This window comes from Glaciecola nitratireducens FR1064, from assembly GCF_000226565.1.
In the GTDB taxonomy this organism is placed as follows: domain Bacteria; phylum Pseudomonadota; class Gammaproteobacteria; order Enterobacterales; family Alteromonadaceae; genus Glaciecola; species Glaciecola nitratireducens.
Genome location: NC_016041.1, coordinates 1836196 through 1855607 on the forward strand (window position 1 = coordinate 1836196; position 19412 = coordinate 1855607).

General features: G+C 42.0%; 16 protein-coding genes. 9 read left to right on the top strand and 7 right to left on the bottom strand.

All coding sequences use genetic code 11. The features are described 5' to 3' along the window. Nucleotide 1 precedes the first annotated feature (1 nt). Together GNIT_RS07905 and GNIT_RS07910 are read right to left on the bottom strand one after the other, a co-directional pair. Complete coding sequence (locus GNIT_RS07905; protein ID WP_014108654.1) at nt 2-1027, bottom strand: DUF3080 domain-containing protein; 1026 nt, start codon at nt 1025-1027, stop codon at nt 2-4. 1 nt (nt 1028) lies between these two features. Next, complete coding sequence (locus GNIT_RS07910) at nt 1029-1664, bottom strand: SRPBCC family protein (protein ID WP_014108655.1); 636 nt, start codon at nt 1662-1664, stop codon at nt 1029-1031. Between the two features lie 260 nt (nt 1665-1924). Here GNIT_RS07910 and thrS point away from each other — a divergent pair, with 260 nt between their 5' ends. From thrS to GNIT_RS07945, 8 genes are all read left to right on the top strand, one after another. After that, a complete protein-coding gene (gene thrS, locus GNIT_RS07915; protein WP_014108656.1) occupies nt 1925-3841 on the top strand; it encodes a threonine--tRNA ligase in 1917 nt (638 codons plus the stop codon). Between the two features lie 89 nt (nt 3842-3930). Beyond that, entirely contained in the window at nt 3931-4476 is a 546-nt protein-coding gene (infC, locus tag GNIT_RS07920) for a translation initiation factor IF-3 (RefSeq protein ID WP_014108657.1), read from the top strand. A gap of 111 nt (nt 4477-4587) precedes the next feature. Further along, nucleotides 4588-4785, top strand: a complete 198-nt coding sequence (rpmI, locus tag GNIT_RS17875) for a 50S ribosomal protein L35 (protein ID WP_083822430.1) — start codon at nt 4588-4590, stop codon at nt 4783-4785. Between the two features lie 23 nt (nt 4786-4808). After that, nucleotides 4809-5165 (top strand): 50S ribosomal protein L20, encoded by a 357-nt coding sequence (gene rplT, locus GNIT_RS07925; RefSeq protein WP_014108658.1) that lies wholly within the window; start codon nt 4809-4811, stop codon nt 5163-5165. A 284-nt stretch (nt 5166-5449) separates the two neighbouring features. Then, the gene (gene pheS, locus GNIT_RS07930) at nt 5450-6430 is read left to right on the top strand and encodes a phenylalanine--tRNA ligase subunit alpha (RefSeq protein ID WP_014108659.1); all 981 of its coding nucleotides are present in this window, start codon (nt 5450-5452) and stop codon (nt 6428-6430) included. 25 nt (nt 6431-6455) lie between these two features. Beyond that, the gene (pheT, locus tag GNIT_RS07935) at nt 6456-8843 is read left to right on the top strand and encodes a phenylalanine--tRNA ligase subunit beta (RefSeq protein WP_014108660.1); all 2388 of its coding nucleotides are present in this window, start codon (nt 6456-6458) and stop codon (nt 8841-8843) included. A gap of 4 nt (nt 8844-8847) precedes the next feature. Then, nucleotides 8848-9141 carry an integration host factor subunit alpha gene (locus GNIT_RS07940; RefSeq protein ID WP_014108661.1) on the top strand — a complete coding sequence of 98 codons (294 nt, stop codon included), beginning with the start codon at nt 8848-8850 and terminating at the stop codon, nt 9139-9141. A 49-nt stretch (nt 9142-9190) separates the two neighbouring features. Beyond that, complete coding sequence (locus GNIT_RS07945; protein ID WP_148261701.1) at nt 9191-9796, top strand: hypothetical protein; 606 nt, start codon at nt 9191-9193, stop codon at nt 9794-9796. A gap of 49 nt (nt 9797-9845) precedes the next feature. Here GNIT_RS07945 and GNIT_RS07950 read toward each other — a convergent pair whose 3' ends face one another. After that, a complete protein-coding gene (locus GNIT_RS07950; protein WP_014108663.1) occupies nt 9846-12176 on the bottom strand; it encodes a penicillin acylase family protein in 2331 nt (776 codons plus the stop codon). 123 nt (nt 12177-12299) lie between these two features. Between GNIT_RS07950 and nagZ the strand changes: the two genes are divergently transcribed. Then, nucleotides 12300-13322, top strand: coding sequence for a beta-N-acetylhexosaminidase (nagZ, locus tag GNIT_RS07955; RefSeq protein ID WP_014108664.1), 1023 nt, complete (start codon nt 12300-12302; stop codon nt 13320-13322). Between the two features lie 93 nt (nt 13323-13415). Here the strand turns inward: nagZ and GNIT_RS07960 are convergent, their stop codons facing one another. Genes GNIT_RS07960 through GNIT_RS07975 form a run of 4 tightly spaced genes read right to left on the bottom strand, consistent with a single transcriptional unit; the run spans nt 13416 to nt 19351 of the window. After that, on the bottom strand, nt 13416-13958 hold the full coding sequence (locus tag GNIT_RS07960) for a cob(I)yrinic acid a,c-diamide adenosyltransferase (protein WP_014108665.1): 543 nt from the start codon (nt 13956-13958) through the stop codon (nt 13416-13418). After that, on the bottom strand, nt 13942-15252 hold the full coding sequence (locus tag GNIT_RS07965) for a CsiV family protein (RefSeq protein ID WP_014108666.1): 1311 nt from the start codon (nt 15250-15252) through the stop codon (nt 13942-13944). The genes GNIT_RS07960 and GNIT_RS07965 overlap by 17 nt, the downstream gene beginning before the upstream one ends. Then, complete coding sequence (gene mfd / locus GNIT_RS07970; protein ID WP_014108667.1) at nt 15242-18751, bottom strand: transcription-repair coupling factor; 3510 nt, start codon at nt 18749-18751, stop codon at nt 15242-15244. The genes GNIT_RS07965 and mfd overlap by 11 nt, the downstream gene beginning before the upstream one ends. 27 nt (nt 18752-18778) lie before the next feature. Then, nucleotides 18779-19351, bottom strand: a complete 573-nt coding sequence (locus GNIT_RS07975) for a PilZ domain-containing protein (protein WP_014108668.1) — start codon at nt 19349-19351, stop codon at nt 18779-18781. Nucleotides 19352-19412 lie beyond the last annotated feature (61 nt).

Here is a 19412-nt window from a genome sequence, read left to right on the forward strand (position 1 = left end):
CCTAGTCACATTTTTTAAAAATATCCTGCCACATCTCAATATGAGCTAGCATTGCATTTTGGTAGTCATCGAATCCTAATTGACTATATTGCTCGACGGTTGATGTAAAGTTGTGGGGCAGGTGATTGTCATCAATAAGTTTCAAAAACTCAGGCTTCAGAGCATAATGATATTGATTCATTTGCGCGCCAATGCCCTGTATTTCATCGATAAAAAATAGTGTAAATACATTCCTAATAATGGCTAACTTTTCCTTGTCTTTGCGAGTTTCACACGTAAATGTCGATGCCCAAACTGATATGTCAATTGTCATTTGCTGAAGATAGTCACGTAATAATAATTGAGAGCGCCAAAGTCGAGCATAAATGCGGTGTTGTTGGATAGACTTTAAGCTCGCTTCCATTGAAGCAATATTAGCGGCCGGGTCTTCTTTTATGCCAATCAAATTTTTTAAATCAAATAGGCCGTCAGTAAAGTTGTCGTTCTCATTACCATCAATAAATCCGGCAGATGAGCTTATACCCAGGTAAAATTCGTCGCTCTGTGTCAGCATGTTCGACCATATCAATGGAAATATTGCTTGTTTTTGCGAAAGCCAGTCGCGCATTTTCACAGCGAGCGTCTTGTTTTCTGAATTTACATTGCTGTCAATACACTTTCGCAAAAGATCAATGAGCGTCCATTCGTAACCAAGACGAACCGAGGGTAATTGAATTTTACCCAGTGCTGTGTTGCGTTCTGCAATCAACTGTTTGATCGCACAACCTTCGATCGCATAAAACTCTCGCATTTTAATATTTAACTCAGGAACGTCGATAGCCAAAGCTATCTTGTCTTGAAATGCTAATGTTGCCGTTGTTGGGATGTTTTTTTGTTCAAGCTCCAAAACCTTGTACATTCGGTCGCTATAATTCTCTAAAGCATTTGGTAGGGTTTGATGGCGTTGGCAGGCTTGTAAAAACAACAAAAAAGACGCTACACAAATTAAGCGAGCCATTGTTGTTTTGCTGATTTTCTGCCTACTCATTTTACTGCGCATCCTTTATTTTACTTAGTGATAAGCGATAGATATTTTCGAAGGTTTTTTGTGTGGCACTTAACAAGGTATGTTTTAGCAAAAATGCTGGAATAGCAATATCTGCGTCGGCTGAACCGATATAACTTAATTCATAGTGCTCGCCTACTCGTGATACCCGCCATGTGCCTTTGGGGTTTTTTACTAGTACCGTATTATTCAGTTCATCTGCTGATGGTAGCAAACCGGACTCACTCACGTATACTGCTACTTCCGAATGGTCTTGATTATACTCAATCACCGATTTGGTCAGCATCAAGCGGTCACTAAAAGGCCAAGGACTGTCGAATCGTGTTTGAATTTCTCTGACATTTTCTTCTGATTTTTTGAGAAGGGTAACCGACTTGCAATTGTGCATCCAAGAGCAATTTTTTGGCGCACTATCTAATAGCTTAATAAAATCGACAGCAGACAACTGAATCTGCATCTTAGCTTCAACTTGCCATTGTCCGTCAATATCGATAATCGAAATATCTATTGCTGGCTGCTCCTTCGCGGCGTTGACTAGTGGGGCAAAAGCCACAAGGAGCAAAATCAGCCATTTCGACCCCTTGCTGATAATATCTTTTGCAACTAATGACTTATTCAAATTACATAACTCTCTTGATGTAGTGGCTTAGGTTCTGTTGATAATGAATTAACCTGAGTTAATAATTGCATGTTAGACAGTCATATCGGTATAATTTCGTTTTTTAGGTGTTTAGTGGATTCCTAGTGAATAGCCAGTAAACACCTGCTCGAGTTCGGTAGCTACTTTTCAAAAGTAACGCATCGATGTTTACTATACGTCATTTTAGACAATTTATATCAAGTGGCACATCGTAGGTGTCACCACTGTTAAGGATTTTTATGCCAATCATTACCCTTCCTGATGGAAGCCAGCGCAGTTTCGATAACCCAGTTTCAATTGTAGACGTTGCCATGGACATTGGTCCAGGCCTAGCCAAGGCAACTATTGCCGGTAAAATTAATGGTAAATTAGCAGACGCATGCGACATGATAAATACAGATGCAACTCTGCAAATTATCACTGCAAAAGATGATGAAGGTTTAGAAATTATACGCCATTCTTGCGCACACTTGATTGGACATGCAATTAAGCAACTTTATCCCGATGTAAAAATGGCGATAGGGCCAACTATCGACAATGGATTTTATTACGACGTTGATCTAGACCAGCCTTTAAATCAGGACGATCTTGAAAAGATCGAAAAACGTATGTTGGAGTTGGCTAAAACAAGCTACCCGGTCATTAAGAAAGTAGTGAGCTGGCAAGAAGCAAGAGATACTTTTGAATCTCGCGATGAAATGTACAAAATGCAGATACTCGACGAAAACATTGAAAAAGATGACAAACCTGGTTTGTATCATCATGAAGAATATGTCGATATGTGTCGCGGACCGCATGTGCCAAATATGAAATTCTGCCAACATTTTAAACTTATGAAAGTTGCCGGTGCATATTGGCGTGGTGATAGCGACAATAAGATGTTGCAACGCATTTACGGCACAGCTTGGGCTGACAAGAAGCAATTGAAAGGTTATTTACAGCGTCTTGAAGAAGCTGAAAAGCGTGACCACCGTAAAATTGGTAAAACCTTGGATCTCTGGCATTGGCAAGATGAAGCCCCCGGTATGGTCTTCTGGCACAACGATGGCTGGACTATTTATACTGAATTAGAAAAGTTTGTGCGCCAAAAGCTACGCGAATATGACTATGACGAAGTAAAAGCACCATTGATGATGGACCGCTCACTTTGGGAAAAATCAGGTCATTGGGATAAATATGCTGAAAATATGTTCACTACTGAATCTGAAAAACGTGAATATGCAATTAAGCCGATGAACTGCCCTGGTCATGTTCAAATATTTAATCAAGGTCTTAAGTCTTATCGTGATTTGCCGCTGAAAATGGCTGAGTTTGGCTGTTGCCACCGTAATGAACCAAGTGGTTCGTTGCACGGTCTAATGCGAGTTCGTGGCTTCACTCAAGATGATGCGCATATCTTCTGTACTGAAGACCAAATACTTGCGGAAGTAAGTAAATGCATCCAAATGGTTTACGATACTTACGCTGCGTTTGGTTTTACAAACATTGCAGTGAAACTATCTACACGACCTGAAAAGCGTGTGGGCTCTGATGAAGTTTGGGATAAGTCAGAAAAAGAGCTAGCTGAAGCGTTAAAAGCAAATAACATCGAGTTTGAATACCTGCCAGGCGAGGGTGCTTTTTATGGTCCTAAAATTGAATTTACTTTGTACGACTGCCTAGAAAGAGCATGGCAGTGTGGTACAGTGCAACTCGATTTTTCAATGCCAGGCCGTTTAGGCTCGACTTATGTTGCTGAAGACGGTGAACGCAAAACACCGGTCATGATCCACAGAGCTATTCTAGGTTCTCTCGAGCGCTTTATTGGCATTCTAACCGAGGAGTTCGCCGGAGCTTACCCGTTGTGGCTAGCACCAACTCAAGTGGTTGTTGCGAATATCACAGACAGTCAGTCAGAATACGTTAAGTCGGTCGTTGCAGAATTGAAAGCAGCTGACATTAGAGTGAAATCCGATCTACGAAACGAAAAAATAGGCTTTAAAATACGTGAACATACTTTGCGTAAAGTACCTTATTTTTTAGTGGTTGGTGATAAAGAGAAAGAGACCGGTATGGTCGCTGTCAGAACCCGTAAAGGTATCGATTTGGGCACGATGTCGGTAGCCGATTTTACGATTCTTTTACAAGAAGAGATTAAAAGTAAGAAAATTCCATAGCAGGAATTTTAAATATAGGTATAATATGCTCGATTCGAGGAGCTAACACATAAAACAGCTTCTCGGTTTTTTTTAATGTTTTGGAGGAAATGCAAATTAAAGGCGCTAATAATAAAGCACAGAGCGACAAAGCTCGAATTAATGATGAAATAACAGCCACTGAAGTTAGATTAATAGGCAAAGACGGTGAACAAGCAGGAATCGTCTCATTAGCTGAGGCTCAAACTATTGCTGTTGAAGCTAGTTTGGATCTAGTAGAAATTAGTCCCAATGCAGCCCCGCCCGTATGTAAGGTAATGGATTACGGGAAGTTCTTATTCGAAAAGAGTAAAGAACAGAAAGAACAGAAAAAGAAACAAAAGCAAATTCAGGTCAAGGAGATTAAATTTCGCCCTGGCACTGATGAAGGCGATTACCAGGTAAAACTGCGCAACCTGCGTCGCTTTTTAGAAGGCGGTGATAAAGCTAAGGTAACGATCCGCTTTCGCGGTCGTGAAATGGCTCACCAAGAGATCGGCATTGACTTACTAAAACGCGTTAAAACCGATTTAGAAGACATTGCTAATTGCGAATCTTTCCCCCACAGGGTAGAGGGTCGTCAAATGATCATGGTGCTTGCCCCACTCAAGAAGTAGTAATGGTCTAAAGTAGATTAAGCTGCACACTTAGTCTCACCTTGCTGCTAAATATGAACCACTAACAGGGTCTGCAACCTCGTTAGACATTAACAATGCGGAGTTTTAGCAATGCCTAAAATGAAATCCCACAGCGGAGCTGCCAAGCGTTTTAGAAAAACTGCTTCTGGTCGTTTCAAAAGTAAACAGTCTCACTTGCGTCACATTTTAACCAAGAAGAGTTCTAAGCGTAAACGTCATCTACGTGCTAAGAAGCTTATTCACACCAGTGATACAGCTCTTATCCAACGTATGTTGCCGTACGTATAACCTTAGAATTAGGAGACTGAACAATGGCTAGAGTAAAACGCGGTGTAGTAGCACGCGCACGTCACAAAAAAGTATTAAAGCAAGCTAAAGGTTATTACGGAGCTCGTAGCCGAGTGTATCGCGTAGCGGTACAAGCGGTAACAAAAGCGGGTCAGTATGCTTACCGAGATCGTCGTCAACGTAAGCGTCAATTCCGTCAACTATGGATTGCTCGTATCAATGCAGCTGCACGTCAAAACGGAATGTCTTACAGCCGTTTCATCAACGGTTTGAAAAAAGCCTCTGTTGAAATCGATCGTAAGATCCTTGCTGACATCGCTGTACACGACAAAGTGGCATTCACTGCACTAGTTGAAGCAGCAAAAGGCGCATTAGCGTAATTCATTAACCAAGCTAACATATGTTAGCGAGTTTAAGTTCTTTTTGAAAAAGCGAGCAGGATGCTCGCTTTTTTGATCCTAAAGAAAACATGTTTAAGTACCCAACTTAAATTTTCCTCTATGCATGCGCTCTGAAACAAACACACTTAATCCACAATAAACCTCACTTTTCTTCAAAAATCCTGCGTAAATTCAAGTAAAAGCGTGTAAAATGCTCGCCTTACAGAATCAGTTTGTGCTTTGATAAAGTCAGAGCAAACCCCAACGTTCAAGAAGAGGAAGTAATGGAGCTTGAAGCCATAGTAGAAGAAGCGCGCTCAGCGGTTGAAAATGCCAAGACCCCAGCTGAATTAGACGCGGTTCGTGTCGCCTATATGGGTAAAAAAGGTAAGATAACCGACCTAATGAAGGGATTAGGTAAGTTGTCGAACGAAGAAAGACCCGCTGCAGGTCAAAAAATTAATCAAGCCAAGCAAGAAGTTCAGGGTTTGATTAATGCCAAACTTAAAGCACAACAAGAAGCTGAGTTGAATGAAAAACTGGTTGCAGAATCGGTAGACGTCACGCTTCCGGGACGCTCTCATCAAATTGGTAATCTCCATCCGGTGAATAGAACCATTGCTCGCATTGAATCATTTTTTGGCGATTTAGGCTTTGAAGTTAAAACAGGCCCTGAAGTCGAAGATGGCTTCCACAATTTTGATGCCTTAAATATTCCAGCTAATCATCCAGCTAGAGCAGACCACGATACCTTTTACTTTAATCCTGATGTGATGTTGCGTACACAAACCTCTGGCGTGCAAATTCGAACGATGGAAGCGCAAAAGCCGCCAATAAGAATTATCTCTCCTGGACGCGTTTATCGAAACGATTATGACCAAACTCATACACCGATGTTTCATCAAGTAGAAGGTTTAATGGTTGACAAGAAAGTGAGCTTTGCTGAATTAAAAGGTATTTTGCATGACTTTCTAAATCACTTTTTTGAAGAAGAGATGACGGTTCGTTTCCGACCTTCGTATTTTCCGTTTACAGAGCCTTCGGCAGAAGTGGACGTCATGAGTAAAGACGGCAAATGGTTAGAAGTATTGGGTTGTGGCATGGTTCACCCTAACGTACTTAAAGCAGTCAACGTTGACCCTGAGCAATATACGGGCTTCGCGTTTGGCATGGGTGTTGAGCGTTTGACCATGTTACGTTATGGCGTGAACGATTTGCGCGCATTCTTTGAAAACGATCTTCGTTTCCTCAAGCAATTTAAGTAAGACAGATTTTAATAAGAGCTTAATAATGAAATTCAGTGAACAGTGGTTAAGAGAATGGGTTAATCCTGCAATATCAACAAATGAGCTGTCAGAGCAGTTGAGCATGGCCGGTCTTGAAGTTGATGACGTTTCGCCAGTTGCAGAAGCATTCACCGGCGTTGTTGTTGGTGAGGTTGTTGAGTGTGAACAGCATCCTGATGCAGATAAACTGCAGGTAACAAAGATTAACGTCGGTGGCGACGAGTTACTTGATATTGTTTGTGGTGCACCCAATTGCCGTTTAGGCATCAAAGTAGCGGTTGCTATGGTTGGCGCGGTATTACCGGGCAACTTCAAAATTAAGAAAGCAAAGCTGCGTGGTCAACCGTCCTTTGGCATGCTTTGTAGCTTTTCGGAACTTGGTATGGGTGACGATCACAGCGGCATCATGGAATTGCCTCTTGATGCGCCAATTGGTGCTGATTTAAGAACATACTTGGATTTGGATGATAAAAGTATTGAAGTTGATTTAACACCAAACCGCGCAGACTGCCTTGGCATGAAAGGTATTGCTCGTGAAGTAGGTGTGCTAAATCAATTAGACGTAACAGAACCGAAAATTCCAGCTGTGCCTGCAACAATAAACGATGCTCGTGACATCAAATTGGCCGCTCCTCAGGCGTGTCCACGTTATTTAGGTAGAGTTATTAAAGGCGTTGATTTGTCTCGTCCGAGCCCATTGTGGATGCAAGAGAAATTGCGTCGAAGCGGCACGAGAAGTATTGATGCAGTGGTAGATGTTACCAACTATGTTTTACTTGAGTTGGGCCACCCAATGCACGCATTTGATAACGCTAAGTTGGAAGGTGATGTGGTTGTTCGAATGGCTGAGGAAGGTGAAAAACTGACCTTGCTTGACGAAAATGAGGTGAGCCTAAAAGCAAACACCTTGGTAATTGCAGATTCGACAAAAGCACTCGCAATGGCTGGTATATTTGGTGGCTTGGATTCAGGCGTGACCTCTTCTACGACTGATATTTTCTTAGAAAGCGCTTTTTTTGCTCCGGATGCCATTATGGGTAAAGCACGTCAATATGGACTGCACACCGACGCATCGCATCGTTACGAGCGCGGGGTTGATCCATCATTACAGCTTCAGGCTATGGAAAGAGCAACTCAGCTTCTCATTGATGCTGTTGGCGGCAGCGTAGGGCCCGTGATTGAAGCAAAAGATGAGACACATTTACCAAAAGCAAAGGCTATTACGCTAAGAGCAGCAAGACTTAGCCATGTTCTTGGTATCGACATTGCGCCAGATAGAGTGACTGATATACTAAATCGATTAGGACTGGAAGTCACTTCGAAAGACGGTGCTTGGGAAGTAGTTGCCCCTTTATACCGCTTTGACATGAACATTGAAGAAGACTTGATTGAGGAAGTCGCCAGAGTTTACGGCTATAACAATATTCCAAATCAAGCACCGGTTGCGAGTTTGCAAATGAGAGAGAGCAATGAAGCAAACGTTGCCACTTCTCGCTTTAAAGACCTGCTAATTGATCAAGGTTTTCAAGAGGCGATTACGTACTCTTTTGTTGACCCTAAAAAACAAACCATGATGTTCCCGGACGTTGAAGGCTTGGCTTTACCTCATCCTATTTCTGCGGATATGTCCGTAATGCGCGTAAGTTTGTTGCCGGGTTTATTATCTGCTCTGTCATACAATCAAAAACGCCAACAAAGCAACATTAAGTTATTTGAAACTGGCTTGCGTTTTACGCCAGACGCAGCAGAAAAGTCGGGCGTGCAACAACAAGAAATGATTGCTGGTGTTATGTCTGGTAATGTTGCTGGTGAGCATTGGACAATTCCGTCGCTTGCTTTGGATTTCTTTGATGTTAAAGCCGTTACTGAAGAGCTGATTGGTCTTAGTATAGATGCCCAAGACATTGAATTTAGAGCTGAAAAGCATACAGCCTTTCATCCGGGTCAGTGTGCTGGTGTCTATAAAAACGATAAATGCATTGGTTTTGTAGGTGCAATCCACCCAAAATTAGAAAAAGGGCTAGGTTTAAGCGGTAAGACCTTTGCTTTTGAGCTGGAATTGGTTAGTATTTCAACAAGGGCATTGCCTTGGATAAAAGCAATTTCTAAATTTCCAGTGAATAGAAGAGATATTGCTGTTACAGTAGAAGACAGTGTCGATACAGGTAACATATTAAAATGTATCGAAAAACTTGGCGTAACCGATTTGATTGACCTAAACTTATTTGATGTATACAAAGGGAAGGGGATTGAGCCTGGCTTCAAAAGCTTGGCACTTTCAATTTGGTTGCAAAGCTCAGAACGAACACTAGAAGATGCAGATATACAAAAATCTGTCGATACAGTAGTTCAAGCGCTGGAAGTTAACTTTAGTGCATCTTTGAGAGATTAATCGAATGGCATTGACCAAAGCCGAAATGGCTGAACATTTGTTTGAAAAGTTGGGTTTAAATAAAAGAGACGCAAAAGACTTGGTCGAAGCGTTTTTTGAAGAAATAAAATCCTGTCTAGCAGCCGGAGAGCAAGTAAAACTCTCGGGCTTTGGTAATTTCGATCTTCGAACTAAAAATGAGCGTCCTGGTCGAAACCCGAAAACTGGCGAAGATATCCCAATCAAAGCTCGTCGTGTGGTCACTTTTAGACCGGGTCAAAAACTAAAAAGTCGTGTTGAAAACGTCAAAGTTGACTAGTAGAACAGGGCTTAACGCGCTTACTTTGAAAAGAATGCATTGCTCAAGCGTGACTAAAATTCTAAAACGCTCGCTGTATGCGGGCGTTTTCCTTTCTTTGATGGGATGTCAACCAGAAGAAAGCAACACCACCAAAACCGATACTTCAGCACCCTCACCAGTAAAAACCGCGGAACATGACAGCGCTGTGCCGCCCTTACTTACCTTAGACGAATTACTCAACGCAAGTGATTTCCAGGCAGGTATTAAGCAATCAGTCCTTAATGACGATAGTGCCGCACTCAAAGACTGGCAAGATCAACTGCTAGCAGTAGCAAAAGAAGTTCACTTAGCTCCTCGTGACGTTAAACTTATAAGCGGTCAGCAGGGATTACTTTTTATAGAATTTGAGGCTAAAAAGCAGCTATTTAATGATGAGTTCATTGAACTGTTTATGAATTTTCAAAGCATTGACGATCTTATTCAAAAATATCCTCACTTAACTGGCGTGCATAAAAGAGCGCAATCCCTGATTGATGCGCGTGATGTTGCAATAGAACGTGCTGCAACCATGCTATCTGAAGAAGGGGTAGAGGGCGACGCTACTCAGCAGGCAAGGGCACAGTGGCAAGACTACATGATAAACAGCGGTAGGCTTGAAACATTAAGAAACTAGTTGTGCAAAACTTGCGTTAGCCCGATGTCTTTTTCTCTCAACTTCGCTATTAGTTTGTTGCGGTAGGCAAAATATTGATAGTGTGTATCGCAGTTCCTGGTAATAGAGGTGTATTATCCGCCTCTGCGTAATCGCTAAAACCAGCACTAAAAAATTCAGATAAAGGATGACCAGACTGTCCTCCTGGCACAGTTAAAATTGCCTTGTCTTCATTTCCCGGCCTCACTATCAGTCGCTGCGATGCGCCAAACTTAGGTAGTTGGACAGCAGGCATGTAGCTATCTCCAAATCCATCTACTTCTGGCATATTGAGTAAGCCGGCAAGCGGGCCTAATTGAGCAGCAAAGGGATGTTGTACCTTAAGCTTGTTTACCTCACCCCATTCGAGACCCTCTAATGTTTCGGCATCTGCGTTATACTGCTTGATTAGGTCTGCTTTTGTACTTTCATAACTTGCGATGAGAAACTCGTCATAGGAAGTAAATTCACTTGGCAACCACCCCTGTGCTTCTTTGTCTAATAGCTGCCAAACTGCTGGTTCTATGCTGCGCAATGCGGTTCCTAAAGAGAGCTTGTTGTCTTGCATTCTATTGTAAATTGGAGCTAGCAGTGAGTTGATTACTGTTGAACGGTAGCGTCGCGCTAGGGTGTATCCAATCGACTCAGGGCATGCGCAGTTTTTCCACTGCATTAGTATTTTAATATCGTTCGCGTATCGTTTCTCGTTATTGCCTAGTAGGTTAATCAGTTTTGTATGCCATGGCATAATAAATCGAGCATCGTTGTCCATTTGTATTGAATAAAAATCCTGTTCGTTAAACCGCTGTTTTTCAAACAGGCGATCTCTAATTTGCAATCCTCTGGCACCAACTGCATAGCCGCCATCACCGTACCTCAGAAAATCATCTGCGGAAATAACCCGTGCATTTGCCGTCCATAATCGTCCGTGACTAGGATTAATATAAGTTGGCAATGCTGCTTCTTGCGCCAACCAGAGTTCAGAGTAGTCCTTCTCATCGATCGCAAAAAGAGTCGGTGTTGTTCTAGCTGCTACTGCACCAATCGGGCGCCAGCCAGCGTTGCCTTGTGAATCTGCTAGCATGAAATTTTGTACTGGAATACGCACTTTGTCTGCAATAGCAAAAGCCTCGGTCAAATTTTTAGCCTCAGCCATTTCCATGATTGACATGTTGACTGCGTAGTCTTGATGAGCAACCCACGCCAAGGCATAGCGACTTCCATTCATCGTCTTTACCGGGCCATATTGACTCATTTCAATTTCGAGTACTTCTTCGCTATTTTTTAACTTAATGACTTCGCGTACGACGCGAGTTTTTGTGCTCTCGTTCAGTCTCACCCAATCAACATTATCTAAGTTTGCATTGGTAAAGCCCCAAGCAACATAGCCGTTTGAACCAACGATAATGATAGGGGTTCCGGGTAATGAGACACCAGTGATAGTTGTATTATTTCCATCGGTTTTATAATTTAACTGAGCTCGATACCAAATCGGTGGCACTCTTAGACCCAAGTGCATATCGTCGCTGACCATCGCGCTGTCGGTATCGGTTAAGTTCCCGGTAACGGCCCAATTGTTACTGCCAATATCTAGGGGTTCTGGAATACTGTTGTATGCTAGCAAGCCGTTTTGGGCATCTGTAGTAATTCCTGTTTTACTCGAATTAAGGTTCAAGTTTGGAATGTCAGGATTTTCTCCGCGAACAATAGTGCCGTCTAAAGGTGCTTGATAAGGGCTTGGCATATTAAAAAAATCTAATAGGCCATAACCAAATTCCTCAACTAAAAATGTATTTACTAAATCCCTTTCTACCTGATTGCCCTGCAAATCAAGATACATGCTATAACTAACTAGCAAGCTATCCTCAGGCAGCCAGTCTCTAAATTCCGTGCTAGTTAGCAAATATTCAAAAGGTCTTGCGGTATATTCACTAGCGGCTAGGTTGACGCCTTTTGCATAACTTTCTAGTAATATTTTTTGATCTTCAGGCAGGTTCTTAACTGCTTTTTTTGCGCGTTGGCGGAACTGATGAAAGCGCGCTTTTTTATCTACGTTAATAGCAATATTACCTACAATCTCGGAGAGCTCACCTGCAGCGCTACGACGCAGTAGGTCCATCTGAAATAAACGATCCTGCCCATGTGCATAACCCAGAGCGAAAACTGCATCAGAATGCGATGATGCTGTAATTTTAGCAACGCCAATACTGTCTCGTTCAATTGTTGTAGCAGCTTTTATCCACTGTGTTGAAAATTCTTTATCCAACGAGGGTAAACTTGCACGCAAAATAAAATAAGCGACAAGGAAAATCAGGATGACGACAGAAAAAATAGTAAAGAGGAGAGGTTTGACGTACTTCATTTGTTTTTCTTTTTATGTTTAACCTTTATGATGGTTAAGGCTAAGCGAAACCTACTTCGCTTACAAGTTTTATCCCTAACGCGGTTTTTGATCATCGCAAAAAAATTGTTTACAAGGAACATTATGTCAGCGGTTATTCTTGATGTGCACAGTTTTGAACTCAGTTCAGTTGAACGAGAAATGTTACAGCATCCACTATGTGGAGGAGTGATATTATTTAGTCGCAATTATGCTGAAAAGCGACAATTGTCAGAATTGATTAAAGACATAAGACGAACTGTGAATAAGCCTTTCCTCATTTCTGTTGATCATGAAGGTGGTCGAGTTCAGCGTTTCAGAGACGGATTTACGCAAATTCCGGCAATGGCGAATATTGAAAAGTTTGAAAAATCGCACAGTGCTCAGCTTGCCTTGGCACAAAGCATGGGCTTTTGCATGGCTCATGAACTATTGCAGTTGGATATCGACATTAGCTTTGCACCGGTGCTAGACCTTAATGGTGTAAGTGAAGTTATTGGTAGTAGAGCATTTTCATCGGATCCAGACCAAGTAATTTTGTTAAGTGGCGCTTATATAGACGGAATGCATAAGGCGGGTATGAAAAGTACGGGCAAACATTTTCCAGGTCACGGCTCCGTCACAGAAGACAGTCATATTGCGATGCCAGTTGATAATCGCAGTTTTGAAGACATTCAACAGCAAGATATGCGAGTGTTTCAGCAACTTATTAAAGCGAAAAAAGTAGATGCAGTTATGCCTGCGCATGTCATATATCCTCAAGTAGACGATAAACCTGCAGGCTTTTCTGAAATTTGGATACAGCAAATTTTACGTAAGCAACTCGGTTTTGAAGGCGTCGTATTTTCAGATGACTTGTCAATGCAGGCAGCAAGTGTTGCTGGAAGTGTGACCGAGCGGGCAGAGCAAGCAATTGAAGCTGGTTGTGATATGGTTTTAGTATGTAATTCGCCCTCACAGGCGGAGAAAGTGCTAGATGGATTGAGTCAACTTAAGGTCTATAGTCAACGATGGCGTGAACTGTTGCAAAAAAACAGCCAGCAGCGCGACGTAGATAAGCATCAACGAGACGCCACTTACCTTTCGAGTAGTCAGCTCATTAATCGCCTAAATGAGCAGTTTTCTTAAAGCTACCGCTATGTGCATCAATGTGAACAAACGAGCGACTTTTAATTTATAAAAACACTGCCATTCGATAAATGAAAGGCAGTGTGAATTTCTTCAGACTTCAATATCTGCAATTTTCGATCGAAAGTTTAATGCTCTAGCAGCAACGAAAAAGTAATCCGACAAGCGGTTTAAATATTGAATACAAATATCAGGCACGTTTTGCTGTTGCGCAACACTAACAATAGTGCGTTCAGCTCTTCTAGTGACGGTTCTACATATATGCGCTTGAGCTGCTAACTGACTGCCGCCAGGTAAAATAAACTTGGTCTGCGGCGGCAGTTCTTGCTGTAGTTTATCAATCGCCTCCTCGAGAAGCTGCGTCGCATTGTCATCAATTTGTGGCTTGTCAGAAATAGCGAAACCAATGCTGAACAGGGTTTTCTGAATGCCAAACATAAACGCTTGACTCAAGCAGGGCTCTGCCTCGTCGAATTTGTCGGTAATTAACAACGCACTTAACATTCCAATGTGGCTGTTTAATTCGTCAATAGAACCATAGCACTCTAAAATAGCATCGTTTTTATTTAGTCTGAGTACTTCAGAGGTATAGACTTGCGTCGTCCCTTTGTCACCGGTTTTAGTATATATCTTCATCGTCTACTTCTTTTGGCTTTTCATAGCGTTCTAGTCTAATAATTATCCCGATTTTAGGATGATCAAAATAATGTATCTGCTTACTAATAACACGTCTTCGTTGCTTAAACGGGTATTGTTCGATTTCAGCTTCACCAAACGTGTTTAGCTGCAGCTCATTGAAGCCAAACTCTGAATCAATATGCAAATAGGGAACTCGGTTAATATAATTCAAGTAAACCTTTACTTTACCATCCAATTCCCAGACGTCGTCAGTTGAGGGCTTTGTCTCGGAGCCGCTGGCTTTGATATTCTCTCTGTCTTGCCAATTAACAGGCTTCGCATCGACTAATTGCTGCTTTAACTCAGCAAAAAATGTTTCCGAATTTTGATCGATAACGTTGTTGAGCTCAGGATCGTATTTTTGCTTCAATACGGCATAAGATGGTGAAGGTTCAGGGGGAAGCAATAACTTGTCACCAGAAAATACGCGATAAAATTTTGCGTTATCTTCTCCAAAGACAACGGGTTGACGCCATGCCATATGACTTAGTGGAGTGATGTCACGTTGAGCAAACAGCCTCTTAGCATAGTCAATTAGCGTCAGCTGTTTGTCAGCTAACAAATGTGCATTCTCAGAAATAGTCATTATGGGTTGTTGTAAATACGTTGATGTTTTATTGACGCTATTGATAGCTAGGAATGAGCTAGCTATCTCTTTTTTAGCTGCACCGCAATTTTGCTTGTCTAGCAGGATCGCAAAACGTTCCTCAGTAGTTAATACGGGCTGACGTGTTTTAAACTGTTTAGCAACATCATCGTTGTTTTTTTCTTCTGTCTTTATTTCTAGTTCACCGCTATCGCTCGTAAGCGCGAAAATGTCGAAAGCGGAGAGATTCGACTGAAATATTGAATGATTCGCTGAACATTCGTAAAGCATTTTTTGTAAATCAATTAGTGGGTTTGCTTGGCGATATAAAGGCAGGCTGATTAAATCAGTGACATTTTCAAGAGATACTTCCAATCCAGTGTAGCTGAAGTCTTCCTCAAGCGGTGTGCTTGAGGTGTTGCGTTTAAAGGTAATCACTTCAACGTCAAACCACCAGTCCTCGTCTTCTGCCGACGATGTTTGTGAAGATGCATGCATCGGTGCTGATAGCATGGACAGTGCAAAAGTTAAGGCTGTGATAGTTGATAAACGCTGTTTTGTATTGGCAACGCAGCTTGCAGCAGTTTTTAAACCCGCAATGACATTGCGCCGAACATTTGCGACGCGATTACTGCAGAGATTGATAACTATAGCGCTAGCTTGCATGGCATTCCTTTAATAGTTTGTTGAGTAATTCTCTAACATGATCCAGTTTTTGCTGGGCACTGTCGAGCTTTTTCATAAATCTTAGCTTTTGAGGGCCTTCAAACTTGTATTGACTGGGATGCTTTTGGATAAGCTGTATTAAAAAGCCAGCATCAATGGTTGTCGTCTGATCGAAATCAATAAGACCGCCAGTCTGCGTTGCTTCGATTTTTCGAATCCCAATTTTTTGGGCCGTTAATTTAAGACCTGATTGTTTGACCAAATTCTTTGCACTATCAGGCAGTAAACCGAAGCGATCGATTAGCTCAATTTGGTATTCATCAATCTCGTTTTGATTTTTACAACCAGCCAGTTTCTTATAAAGCGATAAACGTGTATTTACATCGCCGATATAATCATCAGGAAGTAGGGCGGGTATGCGCAAGTCAACCTCAGTCTGAGCGGCAAGTACGTCATCTAATGATGGCTCTCGGCCTTCTTTCAACGCTTCGACAGCTTGCTCAAGCATTTCCATGTAAAGGCTAAAGCCAATAGTATTGATTTGTCCAGACTGGTCGTCACCTAATAGTTCACCCGCCCCACGAATTTCTAAATCGTGCGTTGCAAGTGCGAATCCTGCGCCAAGATCCTCGAGTGATGCAATAGCATCAAGGCGTTTGGCTGCATCCTTAGTCATGCGTTTTGGATGTGGCGTTAATAAGTAAGCATAGGCCTGGTGGTGCGAACGGCCAACACGACCTCTAAGCTGATGTAATTGTGCCAGGCCTAAATGGTCTGCTCTGTCCATTATGATGGTATTTGCGGTAGGGACATCGATGCCTGTTTCGACAATAGTGGTACATACCAATACATTGTAGCGCTGGTGATAAAAGTCATTCATCACGTTTTCGAGTTCACGCTCACGCATCTGACCGTGACCGATAGCAATCCTGGCCTCAGGAATGATGTCTTCGATTTCTTTAGCTGTTTTCTCAATCGTTTTCACTTCGTTGTGCAGGAAGTAAACTTGGCCACCGCGCAAAATTTCGCGCATGATAGCTTCGCGAATAATGTCAGTTTGACGCACTTGCACAAACGTTTTTATGGCAAGTCGTTTGGCTGGCGGTGTTGCGATGATAGATAAATCACGCATGCCGCTAAGCGCCATATTCAACGTTCGAGGAATAGGGGTAGCAGTTAGTGTGAGAATATCTACATCGGCTCGCAATGCTTTAAATTTTTCTTTTTGACGAACGCCGAAGCGATGTTCTTCATCGATAATGACAAGGCCTAAGTCTTTAAACTTGACGTCGTCTTGCAGCAGTTTGTGGGTGCCGATAACAATATCACCCTGTCCGTCGGCAAGATCTTCAATGACGGCTTTTTGTTCTTTGGCAGAACCAAAGCGAGAGATAACCTCTATTTTAAATGGCCACTGTGCAAAACGATCTTTAAAGTTTTCATAATGCTGTTGTGCTAACAGCGTTGTTGGTACCAAAATAGCGACTTGTTTTCCTGTTGATGCTGCAATAAACGCTGCGCGCATGGCCACCTCGGTTTTACCGAAACCGACATCGCCACATACCAATCTGTCCATTGCATTTGGGCTGCCCATATCTTGCAGGACTGCATTGATAGCTGTTTTTTGATCTATGGTTTCCTCAAACGGGAAGCTGTCTTCAAATGCTTTATATTCATTCCAATCAATAGGGTATGCATAGCCAGGTTTTGCTGCTCGTTTTGCATAAACGTCCAAAAGTTGTGCCGCAACATCTCTGACTTTTTCAGCCGCTTTGCGTTTAGCCTTGCTCCAAGTGTCGTTTCCAAGATTATGCAAAGGCGCGTGGTCAGGATCGCCACCACTAAAACGGCTAATGAGATGAAGACTAGATACAGGCACATATAACTTCGCTTGTTTTGCATAAGCGATGGCTAAATATTCGGTGGTAACACCGCCAGCGTCAAGCGTTTGCAATCCTAAGAAACGACCAACGCCGTGATCAATATGCACAACCGGCTGGCCCTCCGTTAGCTCTGCTAAATTTCTAACAATGGCGCTTTCGTCATTAGCCTTGCGTTTGTCTTTTAATTTTCGTTTGCTAACTTTATGGCCGAGCAACTGTGTTTCAGTGACAAATAAGAAAGCATGTTTTTTATCGCTAAACTCAAAACTGTTCTCGACCATCCCGACACAGATAAAAACAGAATGTGTTGACTCATTCAGCGCAGCATCAAAAGTCGGGCTATTGACTGGAAATATCTTTGCTTTGTGCAACACATCCATTAAGTTTTCTTTGCGGCCCTGTGATTCAGCGCAAAAAATTACTTTTTTGTTTTTTTCTTTTGCCTTTTTAACTTCAGCTTGAATAGCTTGGTAGGGATTTGTTGCCGTTAAGTCAATGCCAATACCTTCTATTGGACGGCATTCAAAATTATGCTTTCCCGCTTTTTTCGGCAATGACTCACTCATTATCTGAGCGCTTGGCCACTGTTTAAGTCTGCTCATTAGCTCATTCGAGTCGAGATATAAATCGATAGGCGACAGTAATGGTCTTGCTAAGTTGTAACGGTACTGTTCGTAGCGCTGCAATAAATCTTTGTTGAACCGTTCAGATGCCTTATTTAGGTCGCCATAATAAAGCATTAAGGCATCATCATTCAGGTAATCAAATAAGGTGGATGTTTTTTCAAAAAACAGCGGTAAATAATATTCTATACCGCTGGGCATTGTGCCTTTGCTAACTTGATAAAAAATAGATTCTTTGTCTGCGGTATTACTGCGCTCAAACTTGTCTAGGTAACGTTCTCTGAAGCCAGTGATTGAATCTTTATCTGTTGGAAATTCTCTAGCAGGCAGCAAACGTATTTCTTTAGTTTCCTCTAAGCCACGCTGAGTGTCTGGATCAAAGTAGCGAATCGAATCAATTTCATCATCAAACAAATCAATTCTAAACGGTTGGTCACTTCCCATAGGAAACAAATCGATAATGCTACCGCGCACCGAAAATTCACTGTGAGTCATTACCTGGCTTACATGCAGGTATCCTGACTTTTCAAGCTTGCGTTTAAATTCATCGGTATTAATCGTTTCGCCAACTTTCAAATACATTAGATGTTGACCAACATAGTCAACTGGCGCTAAACGCTGCAGGATCGTATTAATGGGAACTATGAATATACCGGGCTGTTTTTTACTCAGCAAATAAAGTGTTTCTAGGCGCTGCGAAACAATATCTTGATGCGGCGAGAAACCATCATAAGGTAGCGTTTCCCAGTCAGGAAATAGTTGAACGTGCACTTTTTGATTACGGAGGAAAAAGGCGAGCTCTTTTTCTAGTTTAATTGCACTTGGGCTGTCCTCTATCAATACTAGTAGAGGTCCATTGTGTTGTTTTGCTGCGTTCGCAATACTGAGTGCTTGGCTGGCACCTTTTAGTTCGCCCCATTGAATATGATCAATAATGTTTGAGCTATTCAGTGATTTTGCCTTTGGTAAAGGCACAGAAAATAGATTCGACATGCTGCTAAATTGCTTCTCTATGGTTGGTTAACGATTGTTTCGCAATTGATGGGTTTGCAAATGAAGGCTAGCCCGAACAAGCAGTTCTTGGTCTTGCTCGCGGATGTGCGTATAAACGTAGCTAACGTGATAAAGATCATCTACCGCCTCTACGTTAATCACTTCTGCGAGACAATATATTGCCGCAGCCTCTTGTTCGAGAAAGATTTTTACCTCTGCCGTTGTGCCAATATCGATAGCTGATGAGTGACTCACAATAATACCGCCGCCCCCAAATTTAACAGCCTCAGCACGACTATTCTCGTCATCTTGCTGAATCAAAATATAGGACATCATAAGATCTATTTTTCGAGCTTGAAGTTGCAAATATTTAACGAGCTCTTCGAGCTTTTCACCCATTGAACGCAATGGTTTTAAGGCTTGTGACTCAATTTCCGAAAGTTCAGATGCTATCTTGAAGGCATACGGCATATTGCTTTCAAACTCCTGCATAGTCTGCATTGCCTGCTTTCCATCAACAATGCTGACGTTGACTTTAGTTGGATGTTTGATTAAGAAAAATGACTCAAATCGCTGCTTTTTTTCTTCTAATGAGTTCAAATGCAATGTCCTATGCAATATGTCTGACAATGTGAGTTTTATTCACAGATTATTAATCTTT

Bases quoted from the DNA above. Each gene is read 5' to 3' on its own strand.
- GNIT_RS07905 (WP_014108654.1), bottom strand. From the start codon at position 1,027: ATGAGTAGGCAGAAAATCAGCAAAACAACAATGGCTCGCTTAATTTGT.
- thrS (WP_014108656.1), top strand. From the start codon at position 1,925: ATGCCAATCATTACCCTTCCTGATGGAAGCCAGCGCAGTTTCGATAAC.
- infC (WP_014108657.1), top strand. From the start codon at position 3,931: ATGCAAATTAAAGGCGCTAATAATAAAGCACAGAGCGACAAAGCTCGA.
- rpmI (WP_083822430.1), top strand. From the start codon at position 4,588: ATGCCTAAAATGAAATCCCACAGCGGAGCTGCCAAGCGTTTTAGAAAA.
- rplT (WP_014108658.1), top strand. From the start codon at position 4,809: ATGGCTAGAGTAAAACGCGGTGTAGTAGCACGCGCACGTCACAAAAAA.
- pheS (WP_014108659.1), top strand. From the start codon at position 5,450: ATGGAGCTTGAAGCCATAGTAGAAGAAGCGCGCTCAGCGGTTGAAAAT.
- pheT (WP_014108660.1), top strand. From the start codon at position 6,456: ATGAAATTCAGTGAACAGTGGTTAAGAGAATGGGTTAATCCTGCAATA.
- GNIT_RS07940 (WP_014108661.1), top strand. From the start codon at position 8,848: ATGGCATTGACCAAAGCCGAAATGGCTGAACATTTGTTTGAAAAGTTG.
- GNIT_RS07950 (WP_014108663.1), bottom strand. From the start codon at position 12,176: ATGAAGTACGTCAAACCTCTCCTCTTTACTATTTTTTCTGTCGTCATC.
- nagZ (WP_014108664.1), top strand. From the start codon at position 12,300: ATGTCAGCGGTTATTCTTGATGTGCACAGTTTTGAACTCAGTTCAGTT.
- GNIT_RS07960 (WP_014108665.1), bottom strand. From the start codon at position 13,958: ATGAAGATATATACTAAAACCGGTGACAAAGGGACGACGCAAGTCTAT.
- GNIT_RS07965 (WP_014108666.1), bottom strand. From the start codon at position 15,252: ATGCAAGCTAGCGCTATAGTTATCAATCTCTGCAGTAATCGCGTCGCA.
- mfd (WP_014108667.1), bottom strand. From the start codon at position 18,751: ATGTCGAATCTATTTTCTGTGCCTTTACCAAAGGCAAAATCACTGAAT.